At 75.3% G+C, this 14,321-nt stretch carries 12 protein-coding genes; 7 read left to right on the top strand and 5 right to left on the bottom strand.

The window, feature by feature from the left end; translation table 11 throughout:
• Nucleotides 1–38 precede the first annotated feature (38 nt).
• Nucleotides 39–1,670 carry a PP2C family protein-serine/threonine phosphatase gene (locus ACIBPC_RS23775; RefSeq protein WP_398847369.1) on the top strand — a complete coding sequence of 544 codons (1,632 nt, stop codon included), beginning with the start codon at nt 39–41 and terminating at the stop codon, nt 1,668–1,670.
• Nucleotides 1,667–2,734 (top strand): B12-binding domain-containing protein, encoded by a 1,068-nt coding sequence (locus ACIBPC_RS23770; RefSeq protein WP_398847367.1) that lies wholly within the window; start codon nt 1,667–1,669, stop codon nt 2,732–2,734. Before ACIBPC_RS23775 ends, ACIBPC_RS23770 begins: the two co-directional genes overlap by 4 nt.
• Before the next feature lie 6 nt (nt 2,735–2,740).
• On the opposite strand, the gene ACIBPC_RS23765 is transcribed toward ACIBPC_RS23770, so the two are convergent.
• The 3 genes from ACIBPC_RS23765 to ACIBPC_RS23755 all read right to left on the bottom strand — a co-directional run bounded on the left by ACIBPC_RS23765 (nt 2,741) and on the right by ACIBPC_RS23755 (nt 6,368).
• Entirely contained in the window at nt 2,741–4,084 is a 1,344-nt protein-coding gene (locus ACIBPC_RS23765; RefSeq protein WP_398847365.1) for a DUF2252 domain-containing protein, read from the bottom strand.
• 128 nt (nt 4,085–4,212) lie between these two features.
• A complete protein-coding gene (locus ACIBPC_RS23760) occupies nt 4,213–5,325 on the bottom strand; it encodes a DUF3103 family protein (protein ID WP_398847363.1) in 1,113 nt (370 codons plus the stop codon).
• Between the two features lie 389 nt (nt 5,326–5,714).
• On the bottom strand, nt 5,715–6,368 hold the full coding sequence (locus tag ACIBPC_RS23755; protein WP_362968653.1) for a helix-turn-helix domain-containing protein: 654 nt from the start codon (nt 6,366–6,368) through the stop codon (nt 5,715–5,717).
• Nucleotides 6,369–6,951: 583 nt separating this feature from the next.
• Between ACIBPC_RS23755 and ACIBPC_RS23750 the strand changes: the two genes are divergently transcribed.
• From ACIBPC_RS23750 to ACIBPC_RS23740, 3 genes are all read left to right on the top strand, one after another.
• Complete coding sequence (locus tag ACIBPC_RS23750; RefSeq protein ID WP_398847361.1) at nt 6,952–8,136, top strand: cytochrome P450; 1,185 nt, start codon at nt 6,952–6,954, stop codon at nt 8,134–8,136.
• Between the two features lie 5 nt (nt 8,137–8,141).
• Complete coding sequence (locus ACIBPC_RS23745; protein ID WP_362968651.1) at nt 8,142–8,360, top strand: ferredoxin; 219 nt, start codon at nt 8,142–8,144, stop codon at nt 8,358–8,360.
• 107 nt (nt 8,361–8,467) lie between these two features.
• Complete coding sequence (locus ACIBPC_RS23740; RefSeq protein WP_362968650.1) at nt 8,468–8,683, top strand: hypothetical protein; 216 nt, start codon at nt 8,468–8,470, stop codon at nt 8,681–8,683.
• A 49-nt stretch (nt 8,684–8,732) separates the two neighbouring features.
• On the opposite strand, the gene ACIBPC_RS23735 is transcribed toward ACIBPC_RS23740, so the two are convergent.
• Nucleotides 8,733–9,725 carry an oxidoreductase gene (locus tag ACIBPC_RS23735; RefSeq protein ID WP_398847358.1) on the bottom strand — a complete coding sequence of 331 codons (993 nt, stop codon included), beginning with the start codon at nt 9,723–9,725 and terminating at the stop codon, nt 8,733–8,735.
• A 156-nt stretch (nt 9,726–9,881) separates the two neighbouring features.
• Between ACIBPC_RS23735 and ACIBPC_RS23730 the strand changes: the two genes are divergently transcribed.
• Complete coding sequence (locus ACIBPC_RS23730) at nt 9,882–10,271, top strand: hypothetical protein (RefSeq protein ID WP_398847356.1); 390 nt, start codon at nt 9,882–9,884, stop codon at nt 10,269–10,271.
• A 242-nt stretch (nt 10,272–10,513) separates the two neighbouring features.
• On the opposite strand, the gene ACIBPC_RS23725 is transcribed toward ACIBPC_RS23730, so the two are convergent.
• The gene (locus ACIBPC_RS23725; protein ID WP_398847354.1) at nt 10,514–11,347 is read right to left on the bottom strand and encodes a TrmH family RNA methyltransferase; all 834 of its coding nucleotides are present in this window, start codon (nt 11,345–11,347) and stop codon (nt 10,514–10,516) included.
• A 529-nt stretch (nt 11,348–11,876) separates the two neighbouring features.
• Here ACIBPC_RS23725 and ACIBPC_RS23720 point away from each other — a divergent pair.
• Nucleotides 11,877–14,303, top strand: a complete 2,427-nt coding sequence (locus ACIBPC_RS23720; protein ID WP_398847352.1) for a glycosyl hydrolase family 95 catalytic domain-containing protein — start codon at nt 11,877–11,879, stop codon at nt 14,301–14,303.
• Nucleotides 14,304–14,321: the final 18 nt, after the last annotated feature.

The raw sequence follows: 14,321 nt of genomic DNA, 5'->3' as shown, positions 1-14,321 counted from the left end.
ATGGTGGAGACCCCGCCGCGCACTGTGAGGTCCGCCGAGTGACGAGTTCCGCCGCCCCCGCGTACGCCACGGGGACCGGCCCCTCCTGGGAGTCGGTCCCCTGCCCCGTGCTGGTCGCGGGCGCGGACGGGACCGTGCTCCGGGCGAACGAGGGCGCCCTCGCGCTCCTGCCCGCCGCCGCCCCGGGACGGCCGCTCTCGGAGTCCGCCCCCGACTGGCTCGCCTCGGCCCACCACCGCCTGACACAGCGGAAACCGGAAACGACTCTCGGTGACGACCACGCCGTACGCGGCCCGGTGGGCGGCCGCACCGTGCGGGCCACCCCCACGGCCGGGCCCGGCGGCGGCATCACCTGGTGGCTCGCCGACGACAGCCCCGACCACGACCTCGCCCAGGCCCTCCACCGCGAGCGCGACCGCACGGCCTTCCTCGCCGAGCTGTCGAACCGCCTCCTGGCCTCCCTGAACCTCGACCGGTGCATGGAGGCCACGGCCTGGCTCGCCTCGACCCACATCGCTGACGGCGTCACCGTGATCGCCACCAGCATGGAACCGGCCCACTTCGTCACGTACTGCGTCCGCGGCCACGACCCCCTGCGACGGACCCTGGCCCTCGACCCCGGCGACCTCCCCCCGGAGCTGGAGCGCATCCTGGGCGGCCACACCCCCACGGCCGGGGGCATCGACCCCGCCGCCCTCCCCGGATGGGCCCTGCCCCCCGGCATGGGCCCTGTCGGCTCCGCCCTGCTGACCCCCCTGCCGGGACACGGCACGTCGGCGGGCGCGATGTTCCTGCTCAAGCGCCCCGGGAGCCCGGCCCCCGACGACAGCGACGACGTGACCCTGCGGCTGTTCGCGTCCCGCGCGGGCGCCGCGATGTCCGCCGCCCGGCTGTACGCGGAGCAGTCCGCCATCACGGCCACCCTGACGCGCGACCTGCTGCCGCCAGGCGTGCCCCCGCTCGAAGGCGTCGAGTTCGCCTCCGGATACCGTCCCTCGGGCGACACGGAGCGTATCGGCGGCGACTTCTACGACGTGCACCCCGGCTCGGCGGACCGCGGCGACCCGCTCGTCGTCCTCGGCGACGTCAGCGGCAAGGGCCTCGACGCCGCCGTCCTCACCGGCAAGATCCGCACGACCCTGCACGCCCTGATCCCCGTCGCCCCCGACCACGCGACGCTGCTGCGCCTGCTGAACGGCGCGCTCCTCGACACCACGGGCGACCGCTTCGCCACCCTCGTCCTCGCCTCCATCGGCCGGGACGGCTCCGCCCTGGACCTGCGCCTGACCAGCGCGGGCCACCCCGTGCCCCTCGTCCTGCGCGCCGACGGCACGGTGGAGGCCGCCGACACGAGCGGCAGTCTCCTCGGCGTCCTGCCCGAGGTCGAGGCGCACACCGCCTGCGTGCGCCTGGAGCCGGACGACGCCTGCCTCCTCTACACCGACGGCATCACCGAGGCGCGCGGCGGGCCCACGGCCGACGAGTTCTTCGGCGACGAACGGCTCCGCGCCGTCCTCGCCGAATGCGTCGGCCTGCCCGCCGAGGCCGTCACGGAACGCGTCCAGATGATCGTCGCCCAGTGGCTCGGCTCGGGACGGCACGACGACATCGCCCTCGTCGTCCTGCGCGCCCCGGCCGCCCCGCGCGCCCGGCGGGACGGTGCGCCGTGACCGCGCCGCGCCCGGCGGAGGAGTGGGCGGCCGAGCTGTGGGACGCGGTCCTCGGCGGCGACGAGATCGCCGCGGCCGGGGTCGCCTTCGCCGCGCTCGAGGCCGGCCTGCCCGCCGAGGAGGTCCTGCTCGACGTCGTCGGCGCCGTCCAGCGCAGGATCGGCGACGCCTGGGCCGACAACCAGGTCGGCATCGCCGACGAGCACGCCGCCACCGCCATCGACGGCCGCGTGATCGACGCGCTGCTCGCCCACCCGGCCGTCCGGCGCCCCGACGCCGAGCGCGGCCGGGTGACCGTCGCCTGCGTGGACGGCGAGTGGCACGCCCTCCCGGCGCGGCTGCTCGTGGAGGTCCTGCGGCTGCGCGGCTGGCGGGTGGACGACCTCGGCGCCCAGGTGCCCGTTCCGCACCTCGTGGAGCACCTGCACCTCACCGGGCCCGACCTCGTCGCCCTGTCCACCTCGCTGTCGACCCGGCTGCCCGCCGCGCACGAGGCGATCATCGCCTGCCAGGCCACCGGTATCCCCGTCCTCGTCGGCGGGCCCGCGTACGGCCCCGACGGGCGGTACGCGCGGCTGTTCGGCGCCGACCTGTGGTGCCCCGACGCGCGCGCCGCCGCCGACCGGCTGGGCCGCGGCGCGCTGCCGCGGCCTGCCTCCGGCCACCGCGCCGTGGACGACCTGCCGCACCTCGCCGACCAGGAGTACACGCTCGTCACCCGCAGCGCGGCGCAGCTGGTCAGGAAGAGCACCGCGCCCGGCAGGCAGCCCGGGGGAGAGGGCCCCTGGGCGGGCGGGGACGGGCCGTCGGCGCAGCGCGTCGCCACCGTCGTCGACTTCCTCGCCGCCGCGCTCTACACGGACGACGACGACCTGTTCGCGGCCTACCTCACCTGGTCCACGCACGTCCTCACCGCGCGCGGCGAACCGTCCGGCGGGCTCCCCGAGGTGCTCGACGCCCTCGCGGCGCAGCTCCACGACCTGCCCCGCGCCGTCCGCATCCTCCGGCACGGCCGCGCGGCCCTCACGGACGGCGGGGGGAACGGGGGGCACGGCCCGTCCTGAGCACGTTCACAGGCCGGGGATGCGGCCGTTCCTGAACAGGTCGAGGAAGATCTGGTGGTCCGCCCGCGCCCGCGCCCCGTACGCGTGGGCGAAGTCCACCAGCAGCTCGGCGAAGCCGTCCGCGTCGTCCCCGATCGCCTCGTCTATCGCGTGCTCGGTCGAGAACGGCACCAGCGACTGCCCGCTGGAGTCGTCCGCCGCCGCGTGCATCGTCGCCGTCGCCCGCCCGAGGTCCGCCACCAGCTCGGCGATCGCGGCGGGCTCGTCCAGGTCCGACCAGTCGAGGTCCACCGCGTACGGCGACACCTCGGCGACGAGCTGCCCCGCCCCGCCCAGCTCCGTCCAGCCCAGCCACCGGTCCGCGTGCGCCTGGAGCGCGCGCTGCGAGATCACCGTGCGGTGGCCCTCGTGGCGGAAGTACGACCTGATGCGCTCGTCCGTGATGTGCCGCGAGACGGCGGGCACCTGCGCCTGCTTCAGGTAGATCACGACGTCGTTCTCCAGCGCGTCGCTGTTCCCTTCCAGCAGCAGGTTGTACGACGGCAGGCCCGCGCTGCCTATCCCGATGCCGCGCCGCCCCACCACGTCCTTCACCCGGAACGAGTCCGGCCGCGTCCGCCACGCCTCGGGCAGCGTCCGCAGGTAGGTCTCGAACGCGTCGAGCACCGCCGCGCGCGTCTCCTCGTCGAGCGCCACCGCCCCGCCGCCGGGCGCGAACCGGCGCTCGTGGTCCCGGATCTCGGTCATCGAGTCGAGCAGTCCGAAGCGCGTCCTGGCCCGCGCGTCCCGCAGCGCCCCCAGCAGCGGCCCTGTCGCCGTCTCCAGCGTGAACGGCGCCACCGCCGCGTCCTCGCCGCCGCCGTCCCCGCCGCCCGCCAGGACGCGGACGCGCTCCCGGTACGCGCGGGCGTACGTGCGCACCAGGTCGCCGATCATCCCGTCGCTGAGCGCCTTGGTGTAGCCGAGCAGCGCCACCGACGCGGCGAAGCGCTTGAGGTCCCACAGGAACGGGCCGACGTACGCCTCGTCGAAGTCGTTGACGTTGAAGACGAGCCGCCCGTTGGAGTCCATGTAGGTGCCGAAGTTCTCGGCGTGCAGGTCGCCGTGTATCCAGACCCGGCCGGTGCGGTCGTCGAGGAACGGCCCGCCGTCCCGGTCGGCCTCGACGTCCTTGTAGAACAGGCAGGCCGTCCCCCGGTAGAACGCGAACGCGGAGGCCGCCATCTTCCGGAACTTCACCCGGAACGCCGCCGGGTCCGCCGCGAGCAGCTGGTGGAACGCCGTGTCGAGCACCGCGAGGATCTCCTCGCCGCGCTCCTCGTCGGACGGGGCCGTCGTGGACGCCGCCATCGTGCACCTCCTGGGAGCGAGGAGGGCGGGGGACGCCCCGGCCCTTCCGGCGCGGAAGCCTACTCCCGGGCGGATGCGGGGGGTTTCCGGGGTGCGGGGCGGGCCGTGCGCGGCCCGCCCCGCGCGGGTCACAGCTCGGGGACCCAGTAACGGTCGAGCGTCAGCGTGCCGTTGCCCGCCGCGCCGGTCAGGGTGCCCGCCGTGTCCACGGCCAGCGTGTACCAGGAGTCCACGTAGTCGGGGTCGTCGGTCCACCAGTCGTCGGGCAGCGCGTCGAGCACCGCGTCCACCAGGGGGATGTAGAAGCCCTGGTCGATGATGGTGAGCAGCGCGCCCGCGATGGCGCGGGCCAGTTCGCGGTAATTGGTGCTGCCGTCCTCCTCCATGAGGACGACGTCGGCCAGGCTGTACTTGTAGAAGGACCAGTTGACGAGGATCTGGTTCGGTGTGTAGGTCGTGCCGTCCTCGTCGAGGTAGGGCAGCTCGACCGGGTCGACGCGCGCCTTCCCGTCGTGGCCGAAGCCGGTGACGAGCGCGTAGATCTCGGCGGAGCCCTTCGCCCAGGGCTCCTGGTCGTCCTCCAGGCGGATCGAGGTGATCCGCGAACTCCAGAAGCCCGCCTGGGCGGTGACGCCTTCGGCGTCGAGACCCGCGGCGGTCAGCTCTTCGCGGAGGACGCCGAGGCCCGCGGTCAGGGCCTCCTGCGCGTCGATGTCCACGACGTACACCGGCCGCGCGGGCGCGGTGCGGGCGTCGAGGGTGTGGGCGCGGCCGTCGCTGCCGTAGGCGGTGACGGTCCCGGCGGCGGTGTCGTCGGTGGTCGCGGCGGCGACCAGGGGGGTGGCGCCGCCGCGTGCGGTGAACGCCGCGCGCATCCGGCTGTCGCCGAGCCGCAGCGAGAGCAGGGAGCCGGCGTGGCCGGTCAGCCCTTTGGCGCGGGCGAGTCCGGCGTGGGCGCCGTCGAGGCGGCCGGTGAGGGATGCCGGGGCGCCGGTGCGGGCGGCCAGGGCGGCGATGTCCACCTCGCCGGCGGCGAGCGCCGCGTGGCGGACGTCCGCGCTCCAGGCGGGATCGGCGAGGGAACGGGCGAGGTCGCGTGCGACGGTGTCCAGGATGTCCGCGGGCCCGGCCGCCCGTTCGCCGCGGGGCTGCGCGGTGGCGCCGCCCGCGGAGAGCAGGAGGACGAGCAGGGCGGTGACGAGGGCGAACACGTCACGCCGCGCGGGGGAACCGATTCTCAAGAGAACCTCCGGGAGGTGATCTATGCGCGGAGATCGGAGCGAGGCCAAGTCTGATGCAGGCATGACAATCACGGCAACGGCGCCCCGCCCGGCCGTCGCCCCGCCCGGCGCGGGAGTCACGGCGGGTTGACGCGAAAGCGCCGTGCGCCGCCGCGCGTGCGCCCCGGTGCCCGGTGCCGGGTGGGGACGCTGGGGAGAGCCGGGAGAGGGGGAGCGGCGCCCAACCCCGCGTACGCGCCGGGGCGCGCGCGGCGGACGGGCGTCCGCCGAGGTCGGCGGCGCCCGGCGGTCCGTGGCGTGGGGATGCTGGCACGGCGGCGCCGGTCGGGCGAGGGGGCGTGACGGGCGCAGGACGTTTCCGCGCCGAATCCCGCGCCCGGCGCGCCGGTTCAGGCGCAGGCGGCCCGGCGCGGCGGCGCGAGCAGGCCGGTGACCGACGCGGTGAGGAACGCCCCGACGTCCTGCCAGGTGTCGAAGGCGCGCGGGGTGCCGTGGTGCAGTTCCGCCTCGTGCTGGGCGCAGGTGTGCGTCGTGAGGAGGGTGATGAGGCGGCTGCGCGCGGCGAGGACGGCGGGGGCGAGGTCCTCGGTGTTGTCGCGCAGCCAGCGGCGGATCTCGGTGACGGACGGGCTGCCGTTGCCCGACGCGTGGCACAGCGCGCTCGCGCCGGGGTCGGCCAGCGCCTGCTGGACGAACCGCGCGTGGTGCGTCGGCGGCGGGAGCGCGGCCAGGTGGTCGGTGAGCGGCAGGATGAGGCAGCCGACGTAGTCGGCGGCCCGCCCGGTCCCGCGCGCCCGCGCCAGCCGGGCGGCGCGCAGCGGCTCGACGGCGGCCTGGTGGCGCCGCAGGATCTCCTCGATCAGGCCGTCGCGCGACCCGAAGTGGTAGCCGACCGCGTAGTTGTTGCCGGTGCCCGCCTCCACGGCGATCCGCCGGTTGGAGACCTGGGCGATGCCGTGCTCGGCGAACAGGCGCAGCGCGACGGCGAGCAGCTGGTCCCGCGTGGCCGGGCCCCGGGCGGCGGGCTTCCTGTCCTCGCGCACTGTCCTGCCGTCCCTCGTCAGCCGACGCGGGCCTTCCCGGCCCCGTAGGCGGACACTTTACGAGTTCGGCGCGCCGCGGGGACCCCGTACGGTCGGCCGCCGGAAAGGGAGAACGCCCGCCGAGCCGGTGCGGATTCACCGGACCGTGCACGCCGAACGCGTCACCCGAATGCGGTCGCGGCGAGCAGAAGAAGCCATTCCAGGAGGCTCCCGTCCATGGTCCCGTAGGAATGAATCCCCGTTAAGTCGCTTGACTTAACGGCAACTTACTGATCCTGTCACCCTTCCCCGGGAAGGCCGCTGACCTGCGCGTCCGCTCAGCCCGTGGCGGGCAAGGACACGCGACCCCCGTCAGATCCGCGCGCCCCGCCACCGCGAGCGGTCCGCCGCCCCCGGGAATCGATGGCCCAAAGGAATCCCCGCCCCCTTGTCCCGGTCCGGGCGCCGCTCCTAGCGTCACCGTGTCCGCCGGAAATCCCGGCCGTGTGCACCTCCCGCGCGGGAAAAGGGAAATGCGCCGCGCGCCGGGCCGGTGGACGGACCGGGAACAGGACCGACCCCACCGAGAGGACCGGGAGGCCCCATGGAACAGACCGCGCCGGTGCACTACCCCTTCAACCACACGGACGGACTCGACCTCGCCGCCCCCTACCGCACGGCCCGCGAGACACCGGGACTCACCCGCGTCCGCATGAACCACGGCGAGGACGCCTGGCTCGTCACCCGCTACGACGACGCCCGCCTCGTCCTCGGCGACCGCCGCTTCAGCCGCGCGGCCGCCGTCGGGCGCGACGAGCCACGGCAGTCGGAGGGCAGGCGCAGCAGCGGCATCCTCGCCATGGACCCGCCCGAGCACACCCGGCTGCGCACCCTGGTCGCCAAGGCGTTCACCGTCCGGCAGGTGGAACGGCTGCGTCCGCAGGTCCGCGCGCTCGCCGAGGAGCTGCTCGACGCGATGGAGGCGGCGGGGCAGCCCGCTGACCTGGTGGAGGACTACGCCCTGCCCATCCCCGTCTTCGTGATCTGCCAGATGCTCGGCGTCCCGGCCGCCGACCGGCCCAGGTTCCGCGTGTGGAGCGACAGCATGCTGTCGACCAGGGCGATGTCCGAGGAGGAGTTCGCCGCCGTGCGGGGCGAGCTGCGCGCGTACATGGCGGGTCTCGTCGCCGGGCACCGGCGCGCCCCGCGGGACGACCTGATGACCGCCCTCGTGGAGGCCAGGGACCACGGCGACCGGCTGAGCGAGGAGGAGCTGATCGACCTGTGCATCGCCGTCCTCGTCGCCGGGCACGAGACCACCGCCACCCAGCTGCCCAACTTCGTGCACACCCTGCTGCGCCACCCCGACCAGCTCGCCGGGCTGCGCGCCGACCCGGCGGCGGTGCCGGGGGCCGTCGAGGAACTGCTGCGCTTCGTGCCGCTCGGCGCGGGCGCGGGCGCCGCGCGGTACGCCACGGAGGACGTCGAGGTCGGCGGCACGCTGGTGCGCGCCGGTGAACCGGTCCTCGTGTCGGTCGGCGCGGCCAACCAGGACCCCGGGCGCTTCGCCGACGCCGGCCGGCTCGACGTCGGCCGCGCCGACCCCCACCACCTCGGCTTCGGGCACGGCGTCCACCACTGCCTCGGCGCCCCCCTCGCCCGCCTCGAACTCCAGGAGGGGCTCGGCGCGCTGATCACGCGCTTCCCCGGCCTGCGGCTCGCGGGCGAGGTCCTGTGGAAGGAAGAACTGCTCGTCCGCGGCCCCCGCGCCATGCCGATCGGATGGTGAGCCCCATGACCGCCTGGCACCTCGACGTGGACCGCGGCCGCTGCATGGGCACCGGCATCTGCGCCGGTACGGCGCCCGCGCTCTTCGCGCTGGACGGCCGCCACAGCGCGCCCGTCACCGACACGATCGCCCCGGACGAAGCCGCCCTGGACGCGGCGGACTCCTGCCCGGCGGCCGCCATCACCGTGACGGAGCGGGAGACCGTCATCGGCCCGCGCCCCTGACCCGCGCGCCGCCGCCCACCACGAGCAGGCGGGCGGCGGTGGTCAACCAGGCGGCGGAATCCGGCATTTGCCGTCCGGCGAACGGGCCGCGGTGCTATGACTGGCGCATGGCCTCGACATACCGCACGAAGGACGGCCACACCGTACGGCCCGGGAGCACGGTGTGGGCGATCAACGGACAGGGCCCCTTCACGCTCACGGAGCCCGACTCTGCCCCCTCCGGTTGGGTCTGCGCGGTGAGCGCCGACGGCACCGACCTGCGCCTGCACGCCCCGGAGGACATCGCGCTCTACTACAACCTGGTCCGGCGGGTCGAGGTCTGAACCACCCTCGCTCCACCCCGCCCGCCCCGCCGTTCCGGGCCGGTCGCGGTCAGTCCAGGGACACGCCGGTCATGCGCTCGCTCATCTCCCACAGGCGGCGCGCCGACGCGGGGTCCACGGCGTACGGCAGCACGCCGAAGGCCGGTCCGGGGCCGTCCGCGCGCTCCGCGCCCTCGGGGACGAGCGGCGCGACGTCGCAGTTCTCGCAGTAGACGCCGCCGAGGCCGTCGAGCCGCGGGGACACGGCGCACCACACGGATGTCGCCGCGCCCTGCTCGGGCGTCTTGAGGTTGCGGGACGGGTCGATGACGGGGGTGCCGTCCTCGTCCACCACGCCCATCCGGCGCAGGCTCGCGGCGTCCTGGTGCCGCGCGAGCGGGGTCACGATGGAGCCGGGGTGGAGGGCGAAGCCGCGGACCCCCGAGGAACGGCCACGGCGGTCGAGTTCGACGGCGAACAGGACGTTCGCCGTCTTCGACTGGCCGTAGGCGTCCATCGGGTCGTACGGCCGCCCGGCGTAGTCCGGGTCGTCCCAGACGATGCCGGAACGCCGGTGCCCCCACGAGGAGACGGACACGACGCGGGCGCTCTCCGCGCGCAGCAGCGCGGGCCACAGGCGCAGGGTCAGCCGGAAGTGGCCGAGGTGGTTGGTCGCGAAGTGCGACTCGTGGCCGTCCGCGTCGCGGGTGAGCGGCGCGGCCATGATGCCCGCGCTGTTGACGAGGGCGTGCAGCGGCGTTCCCCCGGCGAGGAAGCGGTCGGCGAACGCGTCCACGGAGGCCGGGTCCGCGAGGTCCATGGGCAGGACGGTGACGCCGCCGATCCCGCCGAGCGTCCCGGCCGCCCTCGCGGTGTCGCGGGCGGGCACGACCACGGCGGCCCCCGCGCCGCGCAGCGCGCGGACCGTCTCGACGCCGAGGCCGGACGCCCCGCCCGTCACGATCACGGTCCTGCCGGTCAGGTCGAGGCCCGCGACGGCCTCGGCCGCCGTCGTGGCGGGGCCGAGGCCGGAGCCGAGCGGCTGTTGCGGGGTGCTGGTCAAGGGGATGCCCTCCCGTGCTCGGTACGACCGCGGAGACGGAAGCGGAGGAGCCTCCGTTCCTCCGGCGAACGTAACGGAGAACGCCCCGGCGGGCAAAGGGACGCGCGCCTCCGTACGGGCGGCGGGACTGTCGGTGGGCCGCCCTACGCTGGGCCCGTGATGGTACGACTCACCCGCCCGACACCCATCCCGCTGGGCCACCGCGTCGAACTCACCTGGTACACCCGCCCGGTGAGGGGTGGCCGGTGGAAGCCCGACTCCGGCGACGCCGCGCTGATACGCGACCTGACGACCGGCGTCACCTACAGCTCCCGTGAACACGTCGCCGACCTCAACGCGTGGACCACGGGCGTGGTCCGCCTGCGGCGGATCGAGGGCGTCGTCCCCGAGGACCTGGAGGGCGTCTTCGCCATCGAGCCCCGTAAGGACCGCGTCGTGCACCGGCGGGTCACCGGCGTCGTGACGGACTGCGTCGTCCTGCAGGAGGCCGAGTGGGCGCGCACCGTGCTCACGCTGACCGTGGAGGAGGACTCGGGAGCAGTCTGACAGGGGCCGCGCCCCCGGTCCCGTCTTCGAAGGGCGTCCCCCTGGCGGGCTGCGTTCCCCGGCCTGGCGGCTGGGGCTGTTCCCGGGCGCACACGCTCGCCGCGTTGCCGCATCGCCCCGGTGCGCCCGGTCCGAGGGCGATCCGGCGTCTTGCGGGCGCACACACCTGAGGGCTGCCCAGGTCGCCGGGCCGGGGGAGCCGCGAACGGCCGGGCATCCCCGTGGCAGACGGACCCTGGAGGTCACGCGTGCGGCGCGGCGCCGCCCTCCGCCGTGCCGACCAGGTGCCGCCTGGCCTCGTACAGCATGATGCCCGCCGCCACGCCCACGTTCAGCGACTCCGCCGTGCCCACCATCGGGATGCGCAGCCGCCCGTCGGCGCGCTCCAGCACGCCGGACGGCAGGCCCTCGCGTTCGCTGCCGAACAGCAGGGCGAGCGGCGGCCGGTAGGACGCGTCCCAGTGGTCGTCCGCCGCGCCGCCCGAGGCGGCCAGCACCCGTACGCCGTTCCCGGCCGCCCAGGCGAAGAACGTGTCGGCGTCCGGCGCGTGCGCCACGTCCACGGCGAACAGCGACCCCATGCTCGCCTTCACCGCGACCGGGCCGAACGGGTCCACGGTGTCCCCGATCAGGACGACCCCGGCGCCGCCCGCCGCGTCCACGGTCCTGATGACCGTGCCCAGGTTGCCCGGGTTGGCGATCCTGTCCAGCGCGGTGAACACGGCGCCGGGGCCGGCCACCAGGTCCTCCAGCGCGCGCGTCCTGGTGCGGACGACGGCCGCGAGCCCGGCGGGACCGTCACGGTCCACCAGCCGCTCGAACAGGGCGCGGCCGAGGCGTGCCACGCGCGTCCCGGCCGCCTCGCGCTCGGCGACCATGCGCTCCGCCGCCGTCCCCGCGAGCAGTTCCGGCGCGACCACGAGGGTGTCGACGTCCCACCCCGCCTCCACGGCGCGCCACACCGGCTGTACGCCCTCCACGACGAACGCGCCCTCGCGGCGGCGGTGCTTGCGGTCGGCCAGCGAACGGACGCGCTTCACCAGGGGGTTGGCGGCGCTGGTGATCAGTTCCTGCACGCCCGTGTTCTCCTCAGTCCGTTCCGGCGCGGCTCCGACATGGCGCAGGGCCCCGCGCCGCCCGGGTGCCCCCGGGGGCCGAAGCCCAGGGTCCGTTTTCCAGGTCTTCCCTGGCACGCGCTGCCGGCCTGGGGGGAACCTCGCCGCGTTGTCGCATCGCGCGCGTACGAAGCGAGTACGAGCTGCGGTGCTCCGCCTTGCGCGGCACCGCGTCCGGCAACGCGGCCCGACCCGGCAAGACCCGGAAGACGCGCACTGGGCCGCCGCGCTCGTCCGGCACCGGGGCGGGTTCCTCTGCGGGGCCGAGCATACAGCGGACCGCCGGACCCGGCCGTTCACGCCCGGCGGCGGCACGCGGCCACGGCGCCCCCGTTGTTCCGGAACCCGGCCCCGGCGTTCCAGGGGGTGGGCAGGGCAGGGCGGCTCTGCTAGGCAGGGGACGGAGGCGCCCCCCACCCCACCCCCACGCCTCCTCCCCCCACAGAGCCGGCGCCGCCCTGCCACGCGCCGGCCGACACAGGAGCCGCTGATGTCCCCCCACACCAACCGCAGGAAATTCCTCGCCCTGTCCGCCGCCGGTGTCACCGCCACCGGCGCGGGCGCGGGCACCGCCGTCGCCGACTCCGGCCCCGCCGCCATCCCCACCGCCGCCACCCCCGGCCCGGCCGCCGACCAGCCGCTGCGCCTCTGGTACCGCGAACCGGCCGCGGAGTGGCTCCAGGCGCTGCCCCTGGGCAACGGGCGCCTCGGCGCCATGGTCTTCGGCGGCGTGGACACCGAACAGCTCCAGCTCAACGAGGACACCGTCTGGGGCGGCGGCCCCTACGACCCCGCCAACTCCGGCGGCCTCGCCCACCTCGCCGAGATCAGGCGGCGCGTCTTCGCGGGCGAGTGGGCCGCCGCCCAGCAGCTGATCGACACCGATTTCATGGGCACGCCGCGCGGCCAGATGCCCTACCAGACGGTCGGCAGCCTGCGGCTCGCCTTCCCCGCGGGCGGCCAGGTCTCCGGCTACCACCGCGAGCTGGACCTCACCACCGCCATCGCCCTCACCCGCTACACGCGCGACGGCGTCACCTACACCCGCGAGACCTTCGCCAGCGGCGCCGACCAGGTCGTCGCCGTCCGGCTGACCGCCGACACCGGGGGCCGCATCGCGTTCTCCGCCGCCTTCGACAGCCCGCAGACGTCGGCCGGCCACTCGCCCGACCCGCTGACCATCGCGCTCGACGGCTCGGGCGAGAGCGTGGACGGGCTGCCGGGCCGCGTACGGTTCCGGGCGCTCGCGACCGTGCGCGCGACCGGCGGCACGGTGCGCAGCGAGAACGGCACCCTGACCGTCTCCGGGGCCGACGCGGTGACGCTGCTGGTGTCCGTGGGCACCAATTTCGTCAGCTTCCGCGACCTGACCGCCGACCAGGACGCGCGCGCCGCCGCGCCGCTCCCGGCGGCGGGGGACCGGCCGTACGACGAGCTGCGCGCCCGCCATGTCGCCGACCACCAGGGGTACTTCGGCCGCACCACCCTCGACCTCGGCACCACCGAGGCGGCCGGACTGCCCACCGACCAGCGGGTGGCGGCCTTCGCGGGCGGCGCCGACCCGCAACTCGTCGCGCTCTTCTTCCAGTTCGGCCGCTACCTGCTGATCTCCTCCTCACGGCCCGGCAGCCAGCCCGCCAACCTCCAGGGGATATGGAACGACCAGCTGCGCCCGCCGTGGAGCTCGAAGTACACCATCAACATCAACATCGAGATGAACTACTGGCCCGCCGGGCCCACCAACCTCGTCGAGCTGATGGAACCCGTCCTGCGGATGCTGGACGACCTGGCGGAGACCGGCGCGAGCACGGCGCGGCTCCAGTACGGCGCGGGCGGCTGGATGTGCCACCACAACACGGACGGCTGGCGGGGCACCGCGCCGGTGGACGGCCCGTTCTGGGGCATGTGGCAGACCGGCGGCGCCTGGATGGCGCTGCACATCTGGGAGCACTACCTGTTCACCGGTGACACCGAGGCGCTGCGCGGCCGTTACCCCGTTCTGAAGGGCGCGGCGCAGTTCTTCGTGGACTCGCTCGTCGAGGACCCGTCGACGGGCGCGATGGTCACCTGCCCGTCCAACTCGCCCGAGAACGCGCACCATCCCGACGCCTCCGTCTGCGCCGGGCCGACGATGGACACGCAGATCGTCCGCGACCTGTTCGGCGCCGTCGCGTCGGCGTCCGAACTGCTCGGCACCGACGCGGAGTTCCGCGGTCAGGTCCTCGCCCTGCGGGACCGCCTCGCGCCCACGAGGACCGGCGCGCAGGGGCAGATCCGCGAGTGGCAGGAGGACTGGGACGCCATCGCGCCGGAGCGCACCCACCGGCACGTCTCGCACCTGTACGGCCTGCACCCCAGCAACCAGATCACCCCGCGCGGCACGCCCGGTCTCGCCGAGGCGGCCAGGACCACGCTGGAGCAGCGCGGCGACGACGGCACCGGCTGGTCCCTCGCCTGGAAGATCAACTTCTGGGCCCGCCTGGAGGACGGCCGCCGCTCCTACAAACTGCTGCGCGACCAGCTGACGCCCGAGCGCACGGCGCCGAACCTCTTCTGCCTCCACCCGCCGTTCCAGATCGACGGCAACTTCGGCGCCACGTCCGGCATCACGGAGTGGCTGCTCCAGTCGCACGCCGGTGAGGTCAGCCTGCTGCCCGCCCTGCCGCCCGAACTCCCCGACGGGCGGGTGACGGGCCTGCGCGCCAGGGGCGGCGGGACCGTGGACATCACCTGGGCCGACGGGGAGATCACCGCCGCCGCCCTGCACGCGGGCCACGGCGGGCCCGTCACCGTGCGCGCCGGGCGGCCGCTGCGCGTCGAGGCGGACGGCGTCGCCGCGGCGGTGCGGCGGCCGGAGGGGAACGCCGTCTCCTTCACGGCCGAGGCGGGCAGGACGTACGTGCTGACGCCGCGCTGACCCGCGGCCGGGCCGGGG

Source organism: Streptomyces sp. NPDC049879 (assembly GCF_044461265.1).
Taxonomy (GTDB): Bacteria; Actinomycetota; Actinomycetes; order Streptomycetales; family Streptomycetaceae; genus Streptomyces.
The sequence above is the reverse complement of the archived record's forward strand: the minus strand, read 5'-3'. Positions and strand labels throughout refer to the sequence as shown.

Excerpts from the sequence above, each read along its gene's own strand:
- ACIBPC_RS23750 (WP_398847361.1), top strand. The coding sequence starts at position 6,952 with ATGGAACAGACCGCGCCGGTGCACTACCCCTTCAACCACACGGACGGA.
- ACIBPC_RS23720 (WP_398847352.1), top strand. The coding sequence starts at position 11,877 with ATGTCCCCCCACACCAACCGCAGGAAATTCCTCGCCCTGTCCGCCGCC.
- ACIBPC_RS23740 (WP_362968650.1), top strand. The coding sequence starts at position 8,468 with ATGGCCTCGACATACCGCACGAAGGACGGCCACACCGTACGGCCCGGG.
- ACIBPC_RS23745 (WP_362968651.1), top strand. The coding sequence starts at position 8,142 with ATGACCGCCTGGCACCTCGACGTGGACCGCGGCCGCTGCATGGGCACC.
- ACIBPC_RS23765 (WP_398847365.1), bottom strand. The coding sequence starts at position 4,084 with ATGGCGGCGTCCACGACGGCCCCGTCCGACGAGGAGCGCGGCGAGGAG.